Raw genomic sequence first — 18628 nt, forward strand, 5'->3', positions numbered from 1 at the left:
ATTGCCCGCTGGTCCTGTCGGGGGTTTCTCAGCGGGCCACCGGTTCGGTGTGCTCGAGCAGCCCGAGCTCGTCGCGTCGCGGCATGCCTTCCCAGTCTCCGGGGACCATGCAGGCAAAGGCCCCGGTGCGCACCGCGGTTTCAAGCCGCTGGAGCGGATCCAGGCCATTTAGCAGTTCGGCAATGTAGCCGGCGACGAATGCATCCCCGGCACCGACGGTGTCAACCACCGGCACCTTGATCGCCTCGCGCCGGTATTCGTTGCCGTCGATCAGCGCCACGGCGCCCGCATCACCCAGCTTGATGATGACCTGGCGCGGGCCCAGCTCGGCGATCCGTCGGGCCAGCTCCATGGGGTCATCGCTCGGGCCCACGGCGATGGCTGCTTCCTCGTCCCCGGCAAAGACCACGTCGACCTTGGGCAGGATGGCCCGATAGGCTTCCCCCGCCTCTTCCTCGCTCCACAACGCCGCCCGGTAGTTCAGGTCGAAGGAGACCAAGACGCCGGCGGCGTGGGCGATCTCGATGGCCGAGTCCACCGCACCGGCGGCCTCCGCGGAGAGCGCCGGGGTGATTCCGGTCAGGTGTAGCAACTTGGCGTTGGCAATCAACGATTCAGGAAGGTCTGCGGCGCAGAGCTTCGAACCGGCAGACCCGGCGCGGTAGTACCAGACCTTCTGGTGAGTTTCTGTGCGGCGTTCCTTGATCATCAGGCCGGTGGGGGCCGACTCGTCGCGCACCACCACGGTGTTCACGTCCTCGGCGCGGATTTCTCGCTGCACCAGATCACCCAGGCTGTCGGCCCCCAGACGTCCGATCCAGGACACGGAGGTGCCCAGCCGGCGCAGCGCGATGGCGAAGTTCGACTCGGAGCCGCCCATGCCCAGACCCAGGGTGGAGGCGTGGGCCAGCGGACCGGCACTGGTGCCGCGCATCAGTGCCATGCTTTCCCCCAGGGTCACCACGTCGGTGCATTTCTCCTGGCTCATGCCCTTTCCTCGTTCCGTGCGGCCGCGACGGCGGCGACCAGTGCCTTGGCCCGGGCCGTGAGCTCGTCCAGGTTCCCACCATTGAAGGCGTCTCCCAGCAGCGGGCCGCCCACGCTGACAGCGAGCGCCCCGGCACGGATCCACTCAACGGCCTCGGCAACGCCGACCCCGCCGGAGGGGACAGCTTGGATGTCCGGGAACGGGCCGCGCAGGTCCTTGAGGAACCCGGGGCCCACCTGGGAGGCGGGGAAGATCTTCACCGCGGTGGCCCCGGCCTTCCAGCCGGCGAACAGTTCGGTGGGGGTCATGCCGCCCGGGTAGACCGGGATACCCGCCGCCACCGCGGCGGCAACGACTCTTGTGTCGGTGATCGGTGTGACAATGAATCCGGCGCCACCAGCAATGGCTGCCTCGGCTTCCTCCACCGTGGTGATGGTGCCTACCCCGATATCCGCCGCGGTCCCATAACGGGCGCGCAGCCCGGGCAGTTCCTCGAACACGCCGGCGGTGCTCAGCGTCAGCTCGATGCTGGTGATGCCGCCTGCGACTAGCGCGTCAATGACCGGGGCGTATTCGCTTGCGTGCTTGGCCCGCAGCACCGCCACGATCGGGGTTTCGCGCAGCAGTGCGCCGGGTGCCGGGCGATTGATTCCGGTGCTCATCGCGACAGCCACCCGCCGTCCACCGGAAGAACCGTGCCGTGGATGTAGTCGGCAGCGCCGCTGGCCAGGAAGAGGACCGCACCGGCCAGGTCATCCGGGTTGCCCCAGCGTCCGGCCGGGATGCGCACCAGGATCTGTTCGTTGCGTGCCTCATCCGCCAGCAACGCCTCGTTCATGTCGGTGGCGATGTAGCCTGGGGCCACCGCGTTCACGTTCACTCCGCGTCCGGCCCATTCGTTGCACAGGGCCTTGGTCAGCTGCGACACCGCACCCTTGGAGGCGGCATAGGCAGGAACCCGGAAGCCGCCCTGGAAGGTGAGCATCGAAGCCAGGTTGATGATCTTGCCGTTCCCGCGCTCGAGCATCGGCGCGCCAAAGAGCTGGCAGAGCTGGAACACCGCGCGGGTGTTCACGTTCATCACGGTGTCGAAATCCGCCAACGGGAACTCAACCGCGTCATGGCGGATCTGGGTTCCTGCGTTGTTCACCAGGATGTCCACCTGCCCCAAGGCCAGTGCCTGCGCCGCTGCGCTGGCGACGGAGGCCTCGTCGCCCAGGTCCACGGCGATCGCGTGGGCGCTGCGGCCTGTTTCCCTTGCCAGCTGCTCGAGTTCGGGGGCGAGCCCGCCGCGCTGCAGGGTGATCACGTTGGCGCCCTGGCGCATGAGGCCCAAGGCTATGTGCAGTCCGATCCCGCGGGAGGCTCCAGTGATCACTGCTGTGCGACCGGAGATGTCGAAGACTCCCCCGGTCTGTGTCGTGTGGGTGGACACGGTAGAGCTCCTAGCGGGCAACAGCGAGTGCTGCCGGATTGTAGATATTGCGTGGTTCCTTGCCCTGGCACACGTCAATGACGTTGCCCAAGGCGCGTGACTTCAATTCGGTGTAGGACTCCTCGGAATACCAGGCCGCGTGCGGGGTCAGCACCGCATTGGGCTCGGTGAGCAGGTCCGAATCCTTGGGAAGCGGTTCTTCCTCGAACACGTCCAGGCCCGCACCGCAGAGCTTGCCGCTACGCAGGGCGCGGACCACTGCGGCGGATTCCACGACGCCGCCGCGGCAGGTGTTAATGAGCACCGCGCCGTCCTTGGCCTTGTCCAGGAAGTCGTCGTTCACCAGATGGTGGGTGTGGCTGTTAAGCGGTACGTGCAGGGAGATGACATCAGCCTGCTCGAGCACCTGCTCCATGGTGAGCACCTCGATGCCCTCCTCAGTGGTGGTGCCGACCTCGCGGGCCGGGTCCGAGCCGATGACCTGGTAGCCCAGGCCCTTGGCCTTTCGTCCGGTGGCGGCACCGATCAGGCCCAGGCCGATCACGCCGAAGACGCGTCCGCGGATGCGGCGCAGCGGCTTGACCGATTCCAGGGAGAAAGAGCCTGCACGCAGTTCGCGGTCCAGGCGGGTGATCCCGCGGGCCAGGGTGGCGGTCAGGCAGATCGCGTGGTCCGAGACGTCCTCGGTGCCGTAGTCAGGGACGTTGGAGACCACGATGCCGCGTGCGGTGGCTGCCTCAACGTCCAGGGTGTCAACGCCCACGCCGTAGCGGCCAATGGCCTTGAGCCTGGGCAGGGCGTCCATGACGCGTGCGGTGATCGGCGCGTACTGCACCACGATCCCGTCGAAGTCGGCGGCCGCGGCAATCACCTCGTCCTCGGTGTGGCACTGGGCCAGCACCAGTTCGATCCCTGCCGCGGCGGCGACCTCCTGCTCGACGGCGATCGAGTCGTGGTCGCAGTCGGTAATCAAGATGCGGATGCTCATTTGTGGGCGTCTTCTTCCGTGAGTAGGTCGCGGTCCCGGGTTTCGGGGGCCTTGAGTGCGGCGATGAAGGTGATGGCCATCATCAACATCATGTAGATGGCCACGGGGATCCAGGATCCGGATGCCCAGGTGACAAGGGCGGAGCAGATCAGCGGGGCGATGCCGCCGCCGAAGACCGAGGAGAACTCGCGTCCCAGGGCCACGCCGGCGTAGCGGTAGCGGGAGCCGAAGAGCTCCGGGAAGTAGGCTGCCTGCACGCCCACGGTGCCCTGCGCGGCGAAGATGAAGCCGAGCACGATGACCACGCCGATCCAGAAGAGGTTGCCGGTGTTCAGCAGCATGAAGGCGGGGAACGGGAAGAGCAGCAGGAACCCGGTGATGGCCAGGTAGAGCGGGCGGCGGCCGAACTTGTCGGAGAGGTTGCCGGCGACCCAGGCCGATATGCAGGCGAACATGGCGCCAATGAACAGCACCTTCGGGATGAAGGTCGAGTCCACGGCCAGGTAGGTGATCAGGTACGAGCCCATGAAGGTCTGGAAGATGTAGGAGTGCGCGTTGGCGCCCACGTTCATGAAGAAGACGCTGAACAGGCCACGGCGGCCGTTCTTGAACACGTCGGCGGCGGGGGTCTTCTGGCGTTCGGCCATGCCGACTTCGGCCTTGAGCTCCGCCATGACCGGGGATTCCTTGAGGTTGCGGCGGATCAGCCAAGCGGCGATGGTGACGAAGATCGAGGAGAAGAAGACCAGGCGCCAGCCGTAGGACAGCAGCGCTTCCCTTGGCATGAGCTGCACCAGCATCCAGACGACCGCGCCCATGGCGGTGCCGGCGGCGGCACCAACGAAGACCAGCGAGGCGAAGCGTCCGCGCTTGCCCTTCGCGGCGAGCTCGGTCAGGAGCACCACGCCGCCGGCCTGTTCGGCGCCGGCGCCGAAGCCCTGCAGGAAGCGGCAGGCCACCAGCAGGATCGGGGCCCAGACGCCGGCCTGTGCGTAGGTCGGCAGCAGGCCGATCGCGAAGGTGGCAACGCCCATGAGCATCAAGGTACAGACCAGCACCCACTTGCGTCCCAGGCGGTCGCCGTAGCGGGAGAAGAACAGTCCGCCGAGCGGGCGTGCGCCGAAGCCGACTGCGTAGGCGCCGAAGGAGGCGATGATGCCGACGGCCGGGCTGACGTTGGGGAAGAAGATCGTGTTGAAGATGATCGCCGACGCGGTCCCGTAGATCACGAAGTCGTACTGCTCAAGTGCCGTGCCGACCAGGCCCGCCCAGGCGGCGCGGCGGACGTTCTTCTGGTCATGCCGGGCAGTCGTGGCGGCGGGCTGAGGGCCAGCCGTCACTGTTCCGCCGGCGGGAACACCGTTGTTCTCGTTCATAGTCACCAATCCAAAGAATTGTGTCATCCCTATTATCGGTATGACGTCCCACTTTCAATAAGGTCAACTATAAGCCACCTCACACCCTGAAATGCAACCCCGGTCACACCCGCGGAGGCCCCGGCAGGGAAAGGCCCAAGTCATGTAAGACTGATGGCATGGAAAAACCGACCGGAGCCAAGACCCTCGAGCGCGGCCTCGAGCTGCTGGACCACGTGGCGGCCGGCGTAGATCGGCTTGATGGCATCGCCGCGGCGGCCGGCCTGAGCCGCTCCTCGACACACCGCATGCTGACCTCCCTGGTGGCCGGGCGATACCTTTCCCTGGGTGCGGACAACCGCTACCGGCTCGGTCTCAAGCTCATGGAACTCGGCGCCCAGACCCAGCGCAGCCTGAACCTGCCCGAGGAAATCCAGTCCCGGCTGGCGGAGATCGCCGAGGCCACCCGCGACACCACGCACCTGGGCATCCTCGAAGCAGATGACGTCCTCTACCTCGCCAAGGCGCGCGGCAGCCGGGGCATCGAAATGGCCTCGCGGCCCGGCGGCCGGCTGCGCGCCCAGAACACCGCCATGGGCAAGATGCTCCTCGCCCTGCGGCCGCGAGCCGAGGCCCTGGCCCGCTTCGACCCCTCCGCCACGATCACCGAGCACTCCATCACGACCGTGGAGGACTTCGACAAGGAATTGACGCTGATCCGCGAGCGCGGCTACTCCCTGGACAATCAGGAGAACGAACTAGGCATCATTTGCGTGGCTATCCCGATCCCCGACCTGAGCGGGGAGCCGATCGCGTCGATTTCCGTCTCGGCCCCGAGTGTCTACATGACCGAGGAGCGGATCTCCGACCTGGTGGCGCTGCTGAACTCGCACGGCCCGGAAATCACCAGCTGCCTGCCTCCGGGGTTCAAGGACTCCTGGGACTGACCCTGGGCTCCCCAGAGACAGAACTCAGGAAACAATTGGGCCCCCGCGGAGGATCGGCGATGCAGCATAGAATCCGTCGCCCGTAACCAGGAACGCTGTGTCGAGTCACCACGGTGTCCGTCAACTTCGAGCAAGAGAACGTCGGGCCTTACGCGGAACACACTCGAGCATGAGCCAAGTTGGCGACGTTTTGCACTCGCTCCAGCAGCAGTTCTGGACTCAGCGACAGATCCAATGGAAAGTGAACGATTTCCTTGCGCGTGTTTCGGACTTTCACAAGCCTGGCTTTGCCGGATCCTGCATAGAGCAACCATGCCCTTGGCACAGCAAGTGCGGTGCAGTAAGCAAGCATCTGGTACTCATCGGCGTTCGAGTAGCTACCGAAATATGAAGCCTTGTACTTGGCGTCAAATACGATTCGAGGCACTCCAGTCTCGCAATAGACGGCATCGACATACATGGACGTCCGCGGCTTTCCCCCTGGTTTCGGTTCATCCAAATGAGCTTCGAACTGCGAGTGAACAGTCCCGGGAAAGGAAAGCATCGATTCTCTCAACGCTGCCGCAACAAAGTCCTCAAAAACCTTTGCCATGTCCACTGCAAATGAGCTCATCCGGCCGCGCCCTATTCCTGCCTCCACCGATAGGCCAGCCCGGATCTGCGCGGCCAAGCGCAGAGCAGGAATGTAATGGGCGTTGGCCTTGCTTTCGCGCCAATCCGGCCAAGCGGCACCTCGACGAAGCACCTCAACACCGTCCAGCTTCCTGTCCAAATGAGAGAGACGTGCGCTGACCTCCGGAGAAAGATCGGGAAGAGCGAGCAGCAATCGGATCGCCGTCCGAAGGATCCGGTTCTCAGCGATGTCCATCGTGAATTCGTCATAGGTGACTTCCAGCGGAACAGGTAGTCCAACGTGTCGCGAGAGCTGGTCACCCACACGGATCCTGCCACGGAGTACTCGCAGAGATTCATCCACGGTGAGGTAGCTGAATAGCGGTCCGCGTTTCAGTGCCTTTTCGCATTGCCGTGCAAAGGAGTGCGCGATCGCCGCAAAAAAGTCTGGCTCCTCCACCGCGTCAGTGTCCTCTTCGCGAAACCCTGGATCGGCAGCGTATCCGAGCATGAACATCAATCGGTTCAGGCCCACCCTCGCTTTGGGAAGAACCTCAATCAGCAGCCCGCCCATCTGCACGGCCCCCACCATTCCCGTCGGGCAGATAGTCCAGCCACCGCCCCATGCCCGAGCGACAAGCAACAACTTGGAGGCCCGCAGCCGCGCAGCATCGCCCTCACTTAGTTCCACCGTTCGGGGTGCGGTTTCAAGCTCGTCAAAGACGATGTGCGTACTCACGTCAGGACAGATCATCTTCGGTCGCTAATTCCGACTCGACCACCGCAGCCTCGCGGACATCGTTATTGGAGGCAAGCCGCCCAGCCTTCCTGCGGATGCTGGAGAGGCCGAACCGATGGCGAACTTCGTCTCGACCGAAGCGTCCAAAGTAGTGCTCTTCCAGCAACGGTAAGAGCTCGTACCGCCAGATCCGTTCCAAGCCAATGTCGCTCTCCGCGTGCTTCCCCATGAAGTACGACGGGCCGATCATCAAGTCTCGATCCGTGCCTTCGATCTCCAAGTTCAACGCCCTGAGCAGATCGGCCCGTAGCGATGGTTGTCCTGTGGCTCGAAGGAAACGATCAAGCAAGCCCTCAATCAGTCCCTCCTGGGGATGCAACTCTATGAAGGCGAAGCGACGGCGGATAGCTGCATCGATCATCGCGACCGATCTATCCGCGGTATTCATGGTTCCGATGAAGAAAAGATTGGGCGGAAGCTTGAATGTCGATCCTGGACTGTACTGAAGGTTGATGCTCTGGTCACGGTATTCGAGCAGGAAGTAGAGCTCGCCGAAGATCTTGGCCAGGTTGCCACGGTTCATCTCGTCGATGATCAAGAAGAACGGTTTGTCTCGATTCCCCTCCGCCGCAGCTTCGGCCGCAATGCGTCTTAGCGGGCCCGGCTCCAACGAGAAGCCCATTTGGCCGTTGTCGATAGCCGCCGGACGGAAGCCCTCGAAGAAATCCTCGTAAGCATAAGAAGGGTGGAACTGAACCACTTGGACGTGGTCGACGTGTTCCGCCGTCGCAAGGTATCTAGCAAGCTTGCCTGCAAGGTAAGTTTTGCCCGTTCCCGGCGGACCGTAGAAAACAATTTGCCGGCGGGTCCGCAGCATTTCCACAACCTCTTGCAGCTGCTCTCGCTCGATGTGGATGGATGCGGCAAACGTCTCGTCAATATCGGGCAGGAGCCCTGGTTGCGCCGTGGATTTCTGCGCCTTCGGAGTTTCAAGGTCCGCGGTATCTTCGCCTGCGCCAGCTCCCGTGAGCAAAGCGGTCAAGGCCGACAGCGCAGCCGTCGCGTCAACAATGATCCCCCGTTCGTCAAATGTTCCCAGGATTAGTTCATCTACATCGCCAACAGGCAGATCCAGCAGCTGCCAGTCAACCGCGCAGGCTAGATGATCCGGCTCGCCTGAAACGAAGCGGGCTCCGGACTCAACGACGCCAACAAAAAGTTCGTCACTGCGACGAGTGAAGACCACATCTCCCTCGCCCATCAAAGTCAGGAATCGATGAAAAGCATGGGCGCTCTGCTTGCGTTCCGCATAATCAACGTGGTCATAACCCAACTCAACGGCGCTCTGAATCTGGGGGAGAGTGCTCCCCGCCTCAATCTCGCCGAGATGGGTTGCATTCAGAGAGACCTCTCCCCGATCCAACCAGTCGTCCAATAGCTGATGGCTACCCTGTTGTTGGCGAACCAGCCAGGCCCGCTGTCCTGCCTTCGTCGAAGTTTTGCTCAGCCAGTCGTGGATGAATGGTTCTTCATACCAATCCACACGGTGGCCGGCCTTGGAATTGTGGATCCTGTGGATGGCGGCGAGGTCCTTGGCAATTGCGCGTTGATCTGTGCCACTTCGACCACCAATTTCCCAGGCGTACGCCTCGAGAAGTAGTTTTCGATGGTTTTGGCTAACCACCGGTTCGAAGAAGTTCGGCCACATCATGTATTCGATTGCAAAACGAACACCCTGAATTTGGTCGTCAACCGCGTCTGTAAGTGCGCCGAAGGCTTCAGGGTCGTTAAGTGCATCCTCCACAGCATTTTGGGGCTGCGAACGCACCTTCTGCACGAAGCGGGCAAGCCACACAAAATGATGCCATTTCCGGCTGTTGTAGCCCTGCCCGCCGTTGAAAGCACCAGATGAATCCATCCCTCTGAGGACTTCATCTGGGATTTTTGTCTCTGCATGCGCCCAGGACAGAATCAGTTCGACATGGTCCCGCTTGGTGTCGCTCCTGACATTGACGAGCGGCAACTGGGTCAGGGCCATGAGCTCGGCGGCCAGAACGATGACTGCGGTCTCGGCCCCTTCCAACTGGCCTTGCAGCTTGAACAAGAAGTTGCCTGTGCCGCCGTCGTAGTTGACGAACGTCCTACGGAGCAGCTCCGTAGCGTTGTGCTCGGTCCATGTCGGCTGATCCCAGAAGGGGGACGGGTCGCCGCGTAGGCCTCGTTCAAGGATCATTTGACCGGCTGATTCCAGCTCTGGCTCGGATCCCCTTCGGTCCCTACTCATCGATTCATCAGCACTGTATTCACTCAAGATGTCCCCCTGGTTTCTAGCTTGGCTTTGCGGCCTTGGGAAACACTATATGACAAGGAAATGTTCCTTCGATGGGGACTCGGATCATTCGTTGCGGCACAAGAGATCCGTTGTAGGAAAAGAACCATTTTTCAAGCTCGGCCAGCCACCGCTTTCGGTGAACGGCTGCTCCTGACGACACAGCAACGATAATTGACGAAGCCGGCTGTGCCCGCGGCGTAGAAGGTGGAAGCATTAGGTTTGTTCAGCGGCATGCGGTCGCACGTCGTGGAACTGGCCATTCTTCAGAAAGCCTGATGGTCTGGCGGCGCTCGGGGTGGGCAACTCGTTCCTGCCCGAATCTGTGGCTCTCTTCCAGATGCCGATACTAGCCTTCCTACCGATTTTCGCCCGACCGCGAAGCGTCCTTTATCTGGCCCGCGAAACCGCGAATCCCACTGCCCAGCCTTCATGGAGTGCTTGATCAAGGTTGGACGGGGCTCAGGCTACGGAGGGAGACCCGTCATCAAGCTGCAAAAAACCCTGCTCGAAGGCCGAGCGGAGCATCCACTTCGGCCACGGAAGCCGGGTGCTATCCAAGGCCTCCTCAATTTCAGTCCCGGCTGCATGGGCTCCGCGAATGGCAACTGCCACCGCATGCAGGTCGGCGGCTTGACGTGTGACAAACTCCCGGTCAACCACCCGTCCATGGCCGGGAACCACCACGTCGTTCGGCTTGATCTTGGGCAGAACCTCGTCCAACGCCGCTGGCCATTCAAGTGGCCAACAGCCCGAGCCGAACATGGGCGGGCCGGATTCCTCGATCGCGTCACCGAGCACCCAGACCCCTGCGTCGGGCACGTATACGACCAGGTCCGTGTCGGTGTGGCCGCGGGAGATCGGAATGAGTTCGATATTGCGCCCGCTTGCGGTGAGTGTCGTGGACCGTTGGATCAGGACCGTGGGCTGCGCTAACACCACGTGGTCCCACTTTTTGTCAGGTTCGCGAGCCGGGTCGGCTTGCCAGGCGCGCAGCCGGGGCCCCTCGAAGGTGGCGTAGTGCTCGGGAATCCGATGGTGCCCAATCACCGGAACACCGACGTTGGCAAAGACTGAGTTACCAAAGCTGTGGTCGTAGTGTGCATGGGTGTTGACCGCACCAACGATCGGCATGCCGAAGCGTTCGGCCACGTCGTCGACGATCTCCTGCGCTTCCGCCGGCGAGCCTCGCGTGTCGATGACAGTCACTCCCTGGGGTCCGGGGATTGCCACCACGTTGACGTCGCCCGCTTCGTATCTCTTGACGAAGACGTCGGCTGCTACTTCGACCCATGACATGTAGTTGATGGTACGCCGGGCGGCGCGATCGGCCGCGGCGGCCGCCCACCGCCCGAACGTCCCGGGTCAGGACTTCTCGATGGGCAGCCAAAGTTCGCACGAGGCATAGGTGTCGGTGAGCTCGAGGTAACGCAGCATCGATGGGCCGGGGCGCAGCCGCCACGGGTTCGAGGGGAACCACTCCGTCGCCGTCGCGGCCCACAGTTGTTGCAGAGCCTCCGGGAACGGTCCTCGGGAGGAGAACACCGCCCAGGTCCCCGCCTCGAGCCGGATGGTGTCGAGGTCATCGGGCAGCGCGGTTGCCGCATTGACCGCGACCCCGTGGAGGTAGGTGAGCATCGACCCTTCCGGCGCGTCCGGTTCCACATCCGCGGTGACGGCCAGGATCCCGGCGAGGTCGGTGTCCCCCAGCGCCTTGAGCCGTGCGTGTTCCTCCGGCGCAATGCCGGCAATGTGCCGCTGGATGTGCGGGTTGACGCCCTCGTGAATGAGCGGGACCTGCGCCGCGTGTCCCGCGAGAACGAATTCGGGCTTGTGGGTGATGGTGACGTCCATCGGGGTGCTCCCTTCGACGCTCAGGCGGAACCTGAGCATGGGTTGTGTGCTCAGCGGACCACCATGATGGCGCACCTCGGCCGGGCCGGTGCCGTGCACCGAGCGGAATGCCCGCCCGAACGCCTCCACCGATCCGTAGCCGTAGCGCACAGCGACATCCAGCAGGTTCGGATCCCCCGCCGCGAGGTCGGCTCCGGCCGGGGTCATCCGACGGCGGCGCGCATATTCCGACAAGGGCATCCGGGCCAGCGCCGAGAACATCTTGCGCAGGTGGTATTCGGTCGTCCCGTGCTTGCGGGGAATGCCGCGACGTCGAACGCGTCGCCGGTATTCCGCTCGACGAGATCTACCAGGGCATTGAGTGTGCCGATCATGTGGTCCTCACTTTCAGACTCCATCCTCCCTCGGCCGCGGCGGGCGCCACCCGATTATCGTGGCCATCTCCGATCGGGTGCGAACCCGATGGAGCTGAGACACCGAATCCCGTGCACCACTCCGCGGTGCGCATGCAGGGGGGCGCGCCCAACCCACTGATAGCGTTGTCCAGATAAACCATGAAACGCAAGGTTTTAGTTTCGCCACCACCGTCCCCGGGAGCCAGCCATGAACACTCCGGAACCCGCCCCGCCGGCGACTCGCTCCGATGCGGCGGTTGCCTGGGCCACGCGGACCGTCTCCGGCTTGGGCCTTGTCGTGTGCGTGTGGGCCGCCATCGCCGCGGGTGACGTGTTGGTTCACGGCCACCCCGCGTATGCCGTATTCCTCGGGATCGTTTTCCTGGCCAGCGCCTTCGCGGCCGTGCGGGCTTGGCCCAAGCCGAGGGCGCAGGGGCGCAGGTTCAAGGTGCTGCGCTGGGTTGCCCTCGCGGCGTCATGCGGGGTGCTGGCCTCTGTGTGGTGGCTCGTTCCGTACCGGGCGATCGGCCCGGCCCACGCCGCCATGAAGTCGGATGCCACCGTGGCCGTCACCGAGACGGCCGGTCGGATCGTCATGGCCCCGGTCAAGAATCCCGGGGATGTCGGGGTGTTCTTCCAGCCCGGCGCCCTGGTGGATGCACGGGCCTACGCCGCCATATTGCGGCCGCTGGCCGAAGCCGGGCACACCGTGGTCATCCCCAAACAACCGTTCGGCATCGCCTTCCTGGCGACGGGCGCCTTCTCCGGGGCACGCTCGGATCACCCGCCGGTGATCCGCTGGGTGGTTGGAGGCCATTCGTTGGGCGGCGTGGTGTCCGCGAATGACGCAGCGTCCTTCGCCGCAGCAGCGGATGCTCCGGTGGCAGGGTTGCTGTTCTTCGCTTCCTATCCGGCCACCGACGTGAGCATCCTGAACATGCCCGTGCTCTCGGTCTCGGGGTCGAATGACGGGCTCTCCACGCCGGAGGAAATCGACGCATCCCGGGACCTGTTGCCGCCCGGCACCCGATTCACCGAGATCGAGGGTGCAACCCATGCAAGCTTCGGCGACTACGGACGCCAAGCCGGAGACGGCTTCCCGTCGATTCCGCCCGAGGAGGCCCGCACCCGGGTCTCCGGGGCGAGCATGGACTTCCTCGACTCCTTGGATAGGTAGCCTGCCACTACATCTCGGCTAGTTCTCCCAGAACGGGTAGTCGGTGTAGCTGGCGGCTCCCTCGGTGTAAATCGTGAACCGCGTGCCGGATGTTCAGCCCGGCCATCAGATTGTGATCCGGTCGATGAGTGCAGCATCGGTGGCCGCGACGCCAGCCGGATCGTTCTCTACTGTGCCCCGGACATCGTACTCGGGGAAATTCGCAGTGAAACTACGTGTGGATCCGATCGTCTCGATCTCCGACTCCGCGCCCCGCGGCGCCGTGACCGAGGAGCGGATCGTCAAACTAGGGGCGTTGTCGAACTCGCCCGGCCTTGACGCGACGAACTGACTGCCGCCGGAGTCTATGGACTCTTCGGACTGAGTCCCGGTTTCCCCCCAAGCCGCTACCGAGCAAAAAGTCCAGCTTGCTGCTCCAGCGATGGTGGGTTCATCTCGAAGGCGCTCGTCTCTTGGCAGCCTCCTGGTTGATACGCTCAGTGCATGCGTGCAATTGAAGAAATCATCGCCGGTCGTCTGACCGGGGAAAGCGGGCAGGCCGCCCACCATCGCCATATCCTGACGGTGTTTGGGCTATATGCCCGTCCTGCCGGCGTGCCGATAGCGGTGGCCGCAATTGTGCACCTTCTCCAGGACTTGGGAGCCGAGCCAGCCAGCGTTCGATCATCGATTTCCCGGCTCAAGAAGCGGGAAGTGCTCACCAGCGAACGCATCAATGGCGAGGCCGGCTATGCACTTTCGGCCGAGCTCGAAGAACACATGCGCGTCGGAGACGAGCGAATCTTTTCACCGCACCCTGCCCGCGCGTCCGACCCATGGTTGTTGGTTTCTTTTTCGGTCCCGGAAACCCAGCGCGGCCAGCGACACAAAATCCGCAGCGGACTCTCTCGCATGGGATTCGGCACCGTCAGCGCGGGACTTTGTGTTGCACCCGGGCACGTCTATGACGAGGCCCTCGAATACCTCCAAGACAATGACCTGTTGCAATTTGTCGATTTTTTCCACGCCAACCATGGTGGCCCGGAAGAACTCCGCGCCAAGGTCGCCCAGTGGTGGGATTTGGACAGCTTGGAGGCGCACTACCAGGAATTCATTGACAAGTACTCGCCGCTACTGGCCCGGTGGGGCAAACCCGCCCAGCAAACGGAGGAAGGCTCCCGGGAAGCCTTCGTCGACTATATCCGGATGGTGACCGACTGGCGGACCCTTCCGTACCTCGATCCGGGGCTTCCCCTGGAAGCCCTGCCCAATTCGTGGAAAGGGGGAGCTGCCCGCTCCCTATTCCTTGATTTGCGAGCCCTGCTGAGCCCGTTGGCCGGATGGCACGCCCAACGCATCATCCACGGCACTACGCACTCCGGTGGCCCTGCACAAAACGCGCCAAAAGTCGGCGCAATCGTAGGGACTCGATAGCGAATTCCTCGGGGTCAACGCCTTGAAGCATCGGCGCATCCGCCCACGCGTCCAAGGTCCCAAACCAATATGGCAGGTCAAGGCAATGACCGCTTAAGACTCCGGGTTGCAGACTCCGCATCGCAAGGCGCACGAGATGGGAATTCAACCCCCGTTCGCTGTACGCGTTGTCCAGCTCTGTCGGAAAACGCTGGAATTGAACCCATGACGAGATGTGCACGATCCGATCGTACGGTTCCCGGGATCGGCATCGAAGGTCCATGTCCGGCGGGAGATCCGCTTCATCCAAGGTTGCCACCCACGCGTCGCCGGCTTCATGGGTCACCGACCTTTCCTCCGATGCTTCGCAGAAGAACGTCCCCGTTTCCTGGGCCGTAAAACTTAGCAGGACGTCGTTCACGTGGACGTTCTGGGCACACCATTCGGTTCGCAAGAAATCCTCCGGGATGTTTTCGGCAAGGCCGGGCAGATAGCCGGATGGCGCGTGGCCCAGCGGGCGGCGTTCGGCTGTTTCCTGCAGCGCGCCGACGCCCGCCTTGAGCAAGTCCTCCACCTCGGCATTTTCAAGGCTCCGGGGATGCAATCGCTTGGCGGCGGCATCCCTCACGGCTTCCAGCCTTTCCCTGCTCCACGGCTCACGCGTCGCCATGCTCAGCAAGGCAACACGGCGCATGAGTCCCTTCGCACCCGGATCCATGCTGAGCAGATGTACATACCAAGCCCCCGCAGATTGGCCGGCCAGGGTGACTTCGTCAGGATCTCCGCCGAAGGCGCCGATGTTTTCGCTGACCCATTGAAGGGCCAATGCCAAATCCTGCATCGGGAGGTCCAGGGCCCCGGGTGCCGCCAGATGGGCCAGGGGGCCGATGCGGTAGTTTACGGTCACGACCACCATGTTCTCGGCCGAAAGCGCCGACCCGTCATACCACTCATTGGATCCTCCGCCGCTCGTCCAGGCCCCGCCATGGACGAAGACCAGGACGGGCAATCCAACGGCACCCTCGGGTGCCCAAACATTCAGGAAGAAGGAGTCCTCGGCTTGCGGGTTATCCCTGCCCGTGCCCATGACACTGGCCAGGCGACTGGGGAGCTGGGGAAAGACGGGAACCTCCGCCAGTCTTTGGACTTCCAGTTGTCCATCCGCCGCCACCGGGGCCGAAAACCGCTCTCCGTTGGCGAGCTGCGCGTAGCGGATTCCAAGCACCGCACGAATGCCGGCTTGGTCGATCTTCGACTTCAATCCGTCGATTCTTGGCGACGTCGAGGTTCCCATCCTTGCCCCGGCCTAGAGCTTGGTGGAGATGTAGACGGTATCGGTCAGCCCGTTGCCCTGGAGTTCATATCCCATGTGGGCGGTGATCGAGGCATGTCGAGTGCCCGTATTAATATCCCGCCACATCCGTCCCAGCAGGCTGTTCTCGGCAAAGGCAGCGGTGCCGTGAAGCCAGCACAGGTCATTGACCGCATCCACCAGCTCATGTCCCGCGTGCCCGATGCCGCCCCGGTGTCTGGCGCGGTTTGCCAAGGGCATGGGAGCGGTTCCTGCCGCTGCGTCATCGATTTCGGCAGCGGAACGCTGGAGCAACAACAGTGCCGAGTCGATCTTCATGCTGGCCTGGCCCAGGTTCTGGACGAAGGCACCCGAGTCGATTTGGCGCTTGTAGTGGGTGTAGGTAATGCCCCGGCTTTGGGCTTTCTCGGTCACGTGGTCAAGTGCCGCCTGCGCAGCTCCCAGCGAGGCGGCCTGAATGGTGGTCGACATGGTCAGGTGCGGGGTGAGTCGCCGGGCAAACGTGGCCTGGGGGTCCTTTTCGTTTGCGTCGCCCATCAGCTGGGTAAAGGTGATGACCCTGCCCTGCGGCACCCAGAGGTCCTTAGTGTGCATGGTGTTGGACCCGGATCCCCGCATGCCAATGGTGTGCCAGGTGTCCCTGACCTCGTATTCCCCGCGGCGCATGAGCGCAAACCCAATCTGAGGAGTTTCGGTGGTGCCGTCTTCGATGAAGAGAATGCCAATGGCCCACTCGGAGTGCGAGGAATTCGACGCAAATGGCCATTCGCCGCTGACCCGCCAGCCCCCGGCCTCGGGAGTCGCGGTTCCCTGCGGGCTGGCGAAGATCGAGGCCATGCGCACCGGACCGCCGGCGAACACTTCGTCGAGCACCTCGTCGGAATAGCGGTTGGCGAGCATGACCGAACCATTGGAAATCACGGTGCACCAGGCGGCGGCCGGGTCGTAGAAGCCGATGGTTCGAGCCACCTCAAGAAGCATCGAGGCGCCGCCTTCATACCCTCCGTAGCGTTGCATCGCCGAGATGCGCATGGCGCCGATGGAGTCCAGGGCCTCGATTGATTCGTCGGACATCACCCTCTGTGCATCGGCTTCCACCGCATTCCTGCGCAGCAACGGCCCGATCTCGTGAACACGCTTAACCATGTCCGCGGTGATCTCCGACGGGGGCGCGCAGATCGCGACCGGTCGGGCTGTTTCGCTTGAAAGGTTTTCTGCTACTTCGATCATTGCTCTGCCTAACCTTGTACGTTGAATGTTGCAATGGGTGCGCTTCGGATTTCCTCGCCGAACGCCCGGCGGACCTCGTGGAGATCCATGAACTCCTGGCATTTGGCGATCCGGCCGCCTGCGACGGTCATGATGGTGACGATGTCGTTGTCGAACAACAGTCCGTCACGGGTGCTTGCGGTCTCCCGCAGATGCGTGACCACCACGGACTGACCGGCATCGAGGTACATGCCCCGGATCTCCATGACCGCGCTGCCCGGCACGAATGTCGCCGCAAGTGTTCCGATCAATTCATCGAAGAATGCATCCACCCCTCGATATGTTCGTGCCAGTCGGGAGTGCTGACCTACGACAGTCCACTCGAGGCCCTCGGCCAGCACCGAGCGTGCTGACTGCTCGTCTCCAACGGCCTGGGCATCCCAGAACTTCCGCACCACAACCAGTTGCCCGTCGGACGTCTGTCCCATTAGATGTCAGTTCCCGTCACCACGCCCGGCTCGGCCAGGAGGGTGATATTGAAGTCGTCGCAAGCATTCTGGAGTCGATGTTCGGTTTCCTCGTCCATTTCCCAGCCCCGCTGCGGGCCAGCGTACTCCGCCGGAATGGCGACGGCACGGAAGAACTTCTCCAGTCCCCCGGGTGCCGACATGACCAACCATTTGGCTTCGATGTCGGGGCTCGCCTGGAAGGTATGCGGGACATCCTTGGGCATCAGGATGCAGTCGCCGGGGCCCAGTGTCAGCCCATCGGCTTCGGCGGCCCAAAATGTCACGGTTCCCTCAAGGATGTAAAAGATCTCGTCCTCGCCGACGTGTTCATGCAGCGGCGGCTCCGAGGCGAGCTTTGAATGGGTCAGTGCCATCATGAATCGGCCGTCTGTCATTTCGCTGGTAATGATCGGCTGGATCAAGTCGCCCAGGAACCACAGGTTCTCCCGCTCGGATTGCCTGACAACGCTCAGGCGACTGGTCTGCTGCTGGGTAAGTTGTGTCATCTTTTGCTCCTTCATGGCGGCTGGCGCACTGGCGCCGAACGATGTGACCGAAGCTACTACGGTCGCCACGAATGCGCAATATCCATTTGTGAGGCGCGTCATATTGCCGAAATCTAGACGAGCGTTCAAAAAGGGCTATACAGGATCGTCTCCGTCTGGCAAGCTACTGCTCACAGGAAGTTCCACCGGGCTCCTGCGCCGGTGGAAGAACCAGCCAAGGAGCAGAAAATGATCTTGACACCCCAGACCTTGGACTCGCAGGTCCTTCGCGAGACCTTTGCCCATTTCCCCTCCGGGGTTGCCGCGATGACGGCCGAGGTCGATGGGGTTGCCCACGCACTCGTCGCCTCGTCGTTCACCGTTGGAGTTTCACTGGAGCCGGCCCTGGTGATGTTCGCAGTACAGAAGTCCTCCGGGACGTGGCCCATCCTGCGACAGGCGAGACGCGTGGGCGTTTCCATCTTGGGGCAGGACCAGGGCGCCCTTTGCCGGCAGCTGGCCAACCGCGACAAGAACGCCAGATTCGCCGACGTGGAGGTTCACCGCTTGGAGTCCGGCGCCCTGCTGTTGCCCCATGCTTCACTGTGGTTTGAATGCAGCATCTTCGACGAACATCCCGCTGGGGACCACGACGTCGTGCTGCTGGAGATCCACGCCCTGCACGCCGACAAGACCACCAGCCCCTTGGTATTCCACGACTCCGCCTTTCGGCAACTCGCCGCATAGCAGGACCCCTGTCAAGATCTGGCATTCTCATGACGACCGCCAGAATTTGATAACGGCCCAAGGGCCATCAATGCACCAGATTCGGGGTGAGCCATGCCCCGCCCAGGCGGCGCCTATAAAAAGGTCGTGGCCTTTCCACGGACTCCAAAGTTCTC

The 18628-nt window shown here is 62.9% G+C and carries 17 protein-coding genes and 1 pseudogene; 5 read left to right on the forward strand and 13 right to left on the reverse strand.

The window, feature by feature from the left end:
- Nucleotides 1-28: 28 nt before the first annotated feature.
- From FPY90_RS12520 to FPY90_RS12540, 5 genes are read right to left on the reverse strand one after another with little or no spacing between them, the layout of a single operon-like run.
- Nucleotides 29-988, reverse strand: a complete 960-nt coding sequence (locus tag FPY90_RS12520) for a sugar kinase (protein WP_498681343.1) — start codon at nt 986-988, stop codon at nt 29-31.
- On the reverse strand, nt 985-1650 hold the full coding sequence (locus tag FPY90_RS12525; protein ID WP_498681344.1) for a bifunctional 4-hydroxy-2-oxoglutarate aldolase/2-dehydro-3-deoxy-phosphogluconate aldolase: 666 nt from the start codon (nt 1648-1650) through the stop codon (nt 985-987). Before FPY90_RS12525 ends, FPY90_RS12520 begins: the two co-directional genes overlap by 4 nt.
- Entirely contained in the window at nt 1647-2423 is a 777-nt protein-coding gene (locus FPY90_RS12530) for a glucose 1-dehydrogenase (RefSeq protein WP_498681346.1), read from the reverse strand. Before FPY90_RS12530 ends, FPY90_RS12525 begins: the two co-directional genes overlap by 4 nt.
- Nucleotides 2424-2433: 10 nt before the next feature.
- A complete protein-coding gene (locus tag FPY90_RS12535; RefSeq protein WP_498681348.1) occupies nt 2434-3411 on the reverse strand; it encodes a C-terminal binding protein in 978 nt (325 codons plus the stop codon).
- Nucleotides 3408-4787, reverse strand: coding sequence for an MFS transporter (locus tag FPY90_RS12540; protein ID WP_498681349.1), 1380 nt, complete (start codon nt 4785-4787; stop codon nt 3408-3410). Before FPY90_RS12540 ends, FPY90_RS12535 begins: the two co-directional genes overlap by 4 nt.
- A 158-nt stretch (nt 4788-4945) precedes the next feature.
- Between FPY90_RS12540 and FPY90_RS12545 the strand changes: the two genes are divergently transcribed.
- On the forward strand, nt 4946-5713 hold the full coding sequence (locus FPY90_RS12545) for an IclR family transcriptional regulator (protein ID WP_498681351.1): 768 nt from the start codon (nt 4946-4948) through the stop codon (nt 5711-5713).
- A 148-nt stretch (nt 5714-5861) separates the two neighbouring features.
- On the opposite strand, the gene FPY90_RS12550 is transcribed toward FPY90_RS12545, so the two are convergent.
- The 4 genes and pseudogenes from FPY90_RS12550 to FPY90_RS12565 all read right to left on the reverse strand — a co-directional run bounded on the left by FPY90_RS12550 (nt 5862) and on the right by FPY90_RS12565 (nt 11621).
- Nucleotides 5862-7064, reverse strand: coding sequence for an McrC family protein (locus FPY90_RS12550; protein WP_498681353.1), 1203 nt, complete (start codon nt 7062-7064; stop codon nt 5862-5864).
- 1 nt (nt 7065) lies between these two features.
- On the reverse strand, nt 7066-9375 hold the full coding sequence (locus FPY90_RS12555) for an AAA family ATPase (protein ID WP_498681354.1): 2310 nt from the start codon (nt 9373-9375) through the stop codon (nt 7066-7068).
- A 480-nt stretch (nt 9376-9855) separates the two neighbouring features.
- Nucleotides 9856-10692, reverse strand: a complete 837-nt coding sequence (locus FPY90_RS12560) for an MBL fold metallo-hydrolase (protein ID WP_498681356.1) — start codon at nt 10690-10692, stop codon at nt 9856-9858.
- A gap of 66 nt (nt 10693-10758) precedes the next feature.
- Nucleotides 10759-11621, reverse strand: a pseudogene (locus tag FPY90_RS12565) (AraC family transcriptional regulator).
- 229 nt (nt 11622-11850) lie between these two features.
- Between FPY90_RS12565 and FPY90_RS12570 the strand changes: the two are divergent.
- From FPY90_RS12570 to FPY90_RS12580, 3 genes are all read left to right on the forward strand, one after another.
- Nucleotides 11851-12819, forward strand: coding sequence for an alpha/beta hydrolase (locus FPY90_RS12570; protein ID WP_498681358.1), 969 nt, complete (start codon nt 11851-11853; stop codon nt 12817-12819).
- A 205-nt stretch (nt 12820-13024) separates the two neighbouring features.
- On the forward strand, nt 13025-13150 hold the full coding sequence (locus tag FPY90_RS12575) for a hypothetical protein (RefSeq protein ID WP_498681360.1): 126 nt from the start codon (nt 13025-13027) through the stop codon (nt 13148-13150).
- Between the two features lie 152 nt (nt 13151-13302).
- On the forward strand, nt 13303-14232 hold the full coding sequence (locus tag FPY90_RS12580; protein ID WP_498681361.1) for a PaaX family transcriptional regulator: 930 nt from the start codon (nt 13303-13305) through the stop codon (nt 14230-14232).
- Here FPY90_RS12580 and FPY90_RS12585 read toward each other — a convergent pair.
- From FPY90_RS12585 to FPY90_RS12600, 4 genes are read right to left on the reverse strand one after another with little or no spacing between them, the layout of a single operon-like run.
- Nucleotides 14168-15472 (reverse strand): carboxylesterase family protein, encoded by a 1305-nt coding sequence (locus tag FPY90_RS12585; RefSeq protein ID WP_498681363.1) that lies wholly within the window; start codon nt 15470-15472, stop codon nt 14168-14170. The genes FPY90_RS12580 and FPY90_RS12585 overlap by 65 nt on opposite strands.
- 45 nt (nt 15473-15517) lie before the next feature.
- The gene (locus FPY90_RS12590) at nt 15518-16753 is read right to left on the reverse strand and encodes an acyl-CoA dehydrogenase family protein (protein ID WP_498681366.1); all 1236 of its coding nucleotides are present in this window, start codon (nt 16751-16753) and stop codon (nt 15518-15520) included.
- Nucleotides 16754-16761: 8 nt separating this feature from the next.
- Entirely contained in the window at nt 16762-17220 is a 459-nt protein-coding gene (locus FPY90_RS12595) for a nuclear transport factor 2 family protein (RefSeq protein WP_498681367.1), read from the reverse strand.
- Nucleotides 17220-17816 (reverse strand): cupin domain-containing protein, encoded by a 597-nt coding sequence (locus FPY90_RS12600; RefSeq protein WP_498681369.1) that lies wholly within the window; start codon nt 17814-17816, stop codon nt 17220-17222. Before FPY90_RS12600 ends, FPY90_RS12595 begins: the two co-directional genes overlap by 1 nt.
- Nucleotides 17817-17975: 159 nt before the next feature.
- Here FPY90_RS12600 and FPY90_RS12605 point away from each other — a divergent pair, with 159 nt between their 5' ends.
- The gene (locus FPY90_RS12605; protein WP_498681371.1) at nt 17976-18473 is read left to right on the forward strand and encodes a flavin reductase family protein; all 498 of its coding nucleotides are present in this window, start codon (nt 17976-17978) and stop codon (nt 18471-18473) included.
- The last annotated feature ends 155 nt before the right edge of the window (nt 18474-18628 follow it).

The sequence above is a fragment of the Arthrobacter sp. C2 genome (assembly GCA_024207135.1).
Taxonomy (GTDB): domain Bacteria; phylum Actinomycetota; class Actinomycetes; order Actinomycetales; family Micrococcaceae; genus Paeniglutamicibacter.

Coding starts and splice junctions, on each gene's coding strand:
- FPY90_RS12520 (WP_498681343.1), bottom strand. CDS start 988: ATGAGCCAGGAGAAATGCACCGACGTGGTGACCCTGGGGGAAAGCATG.
- FPY90_RS12525 (WP_498681344.1), bottom strand. CDS start 1,650: ATGAGCACCGGAATCAATCGCCCGGCACCCGGCGCACTGCTGCGCGAA.
- FPY90_RS12535 (WP_498681348.1), bottom strand. CDS start 3,411: ATGAGCATCCGCATCTTGATTACCGACTGCGACCACGACTCGATCGCC.
- FPY90_RS12540 (WP_498681349.1), bottom strand. CDS start 4,787: ATGAACGAGAACAACGGTGTTCCCGCCGGCGGAACAGTGACGGCTGGC.
- FPY90_RS12545 (WP_498681351.1), top strand. CDS start 4,946: ATGGAAAAACCGACCGGAGCCAAGACCCTCGAGCGCGGCCTCGAGCTG.
- FPY90_RS12560 (WP_498681356.1), bottom strand. CDS start 10,692: ATGTCATGGGTCGAAGTAGCAGCCGACGTCTTCGTCAAGAGATACGAA.
- FPY90_RS12570 (WP_498681358.1), top strand. CDS start 11,851: ATGAACACTCCGGAACCCGCCCCGCCGGCGACTCGCTCCGATGCGGCG.
- FPY90_RS12580 (WP_498681361.1), top strand. CDS start 13,303: ATGCGTGCAATTGAAGAAATCATCGCCGGTCGTCTGACCGGGGAAAGC.
- FPY90_RS12590 (WP_498681366.1), bottom strand. CDS start 16,753: ATGATCGAAGTAGCAGAAAACCTTTCAAGCGAAACAGCCCGACCGGTC.
- FPY90_RS12595 (WP_498681367.1), bottom strand. CDS start 17,220: ATGGGACAGACGTCCGACGGGCAACTGGTTGTGGTGCGGAAGTTCTGG.
- FPY90_RS12605 (WP_498681371.1), top strand. CDS start 17,976: ATGATCTTGACACCCCAGACCTTGGACTCGCAGGTCCTTCGCGAGACC.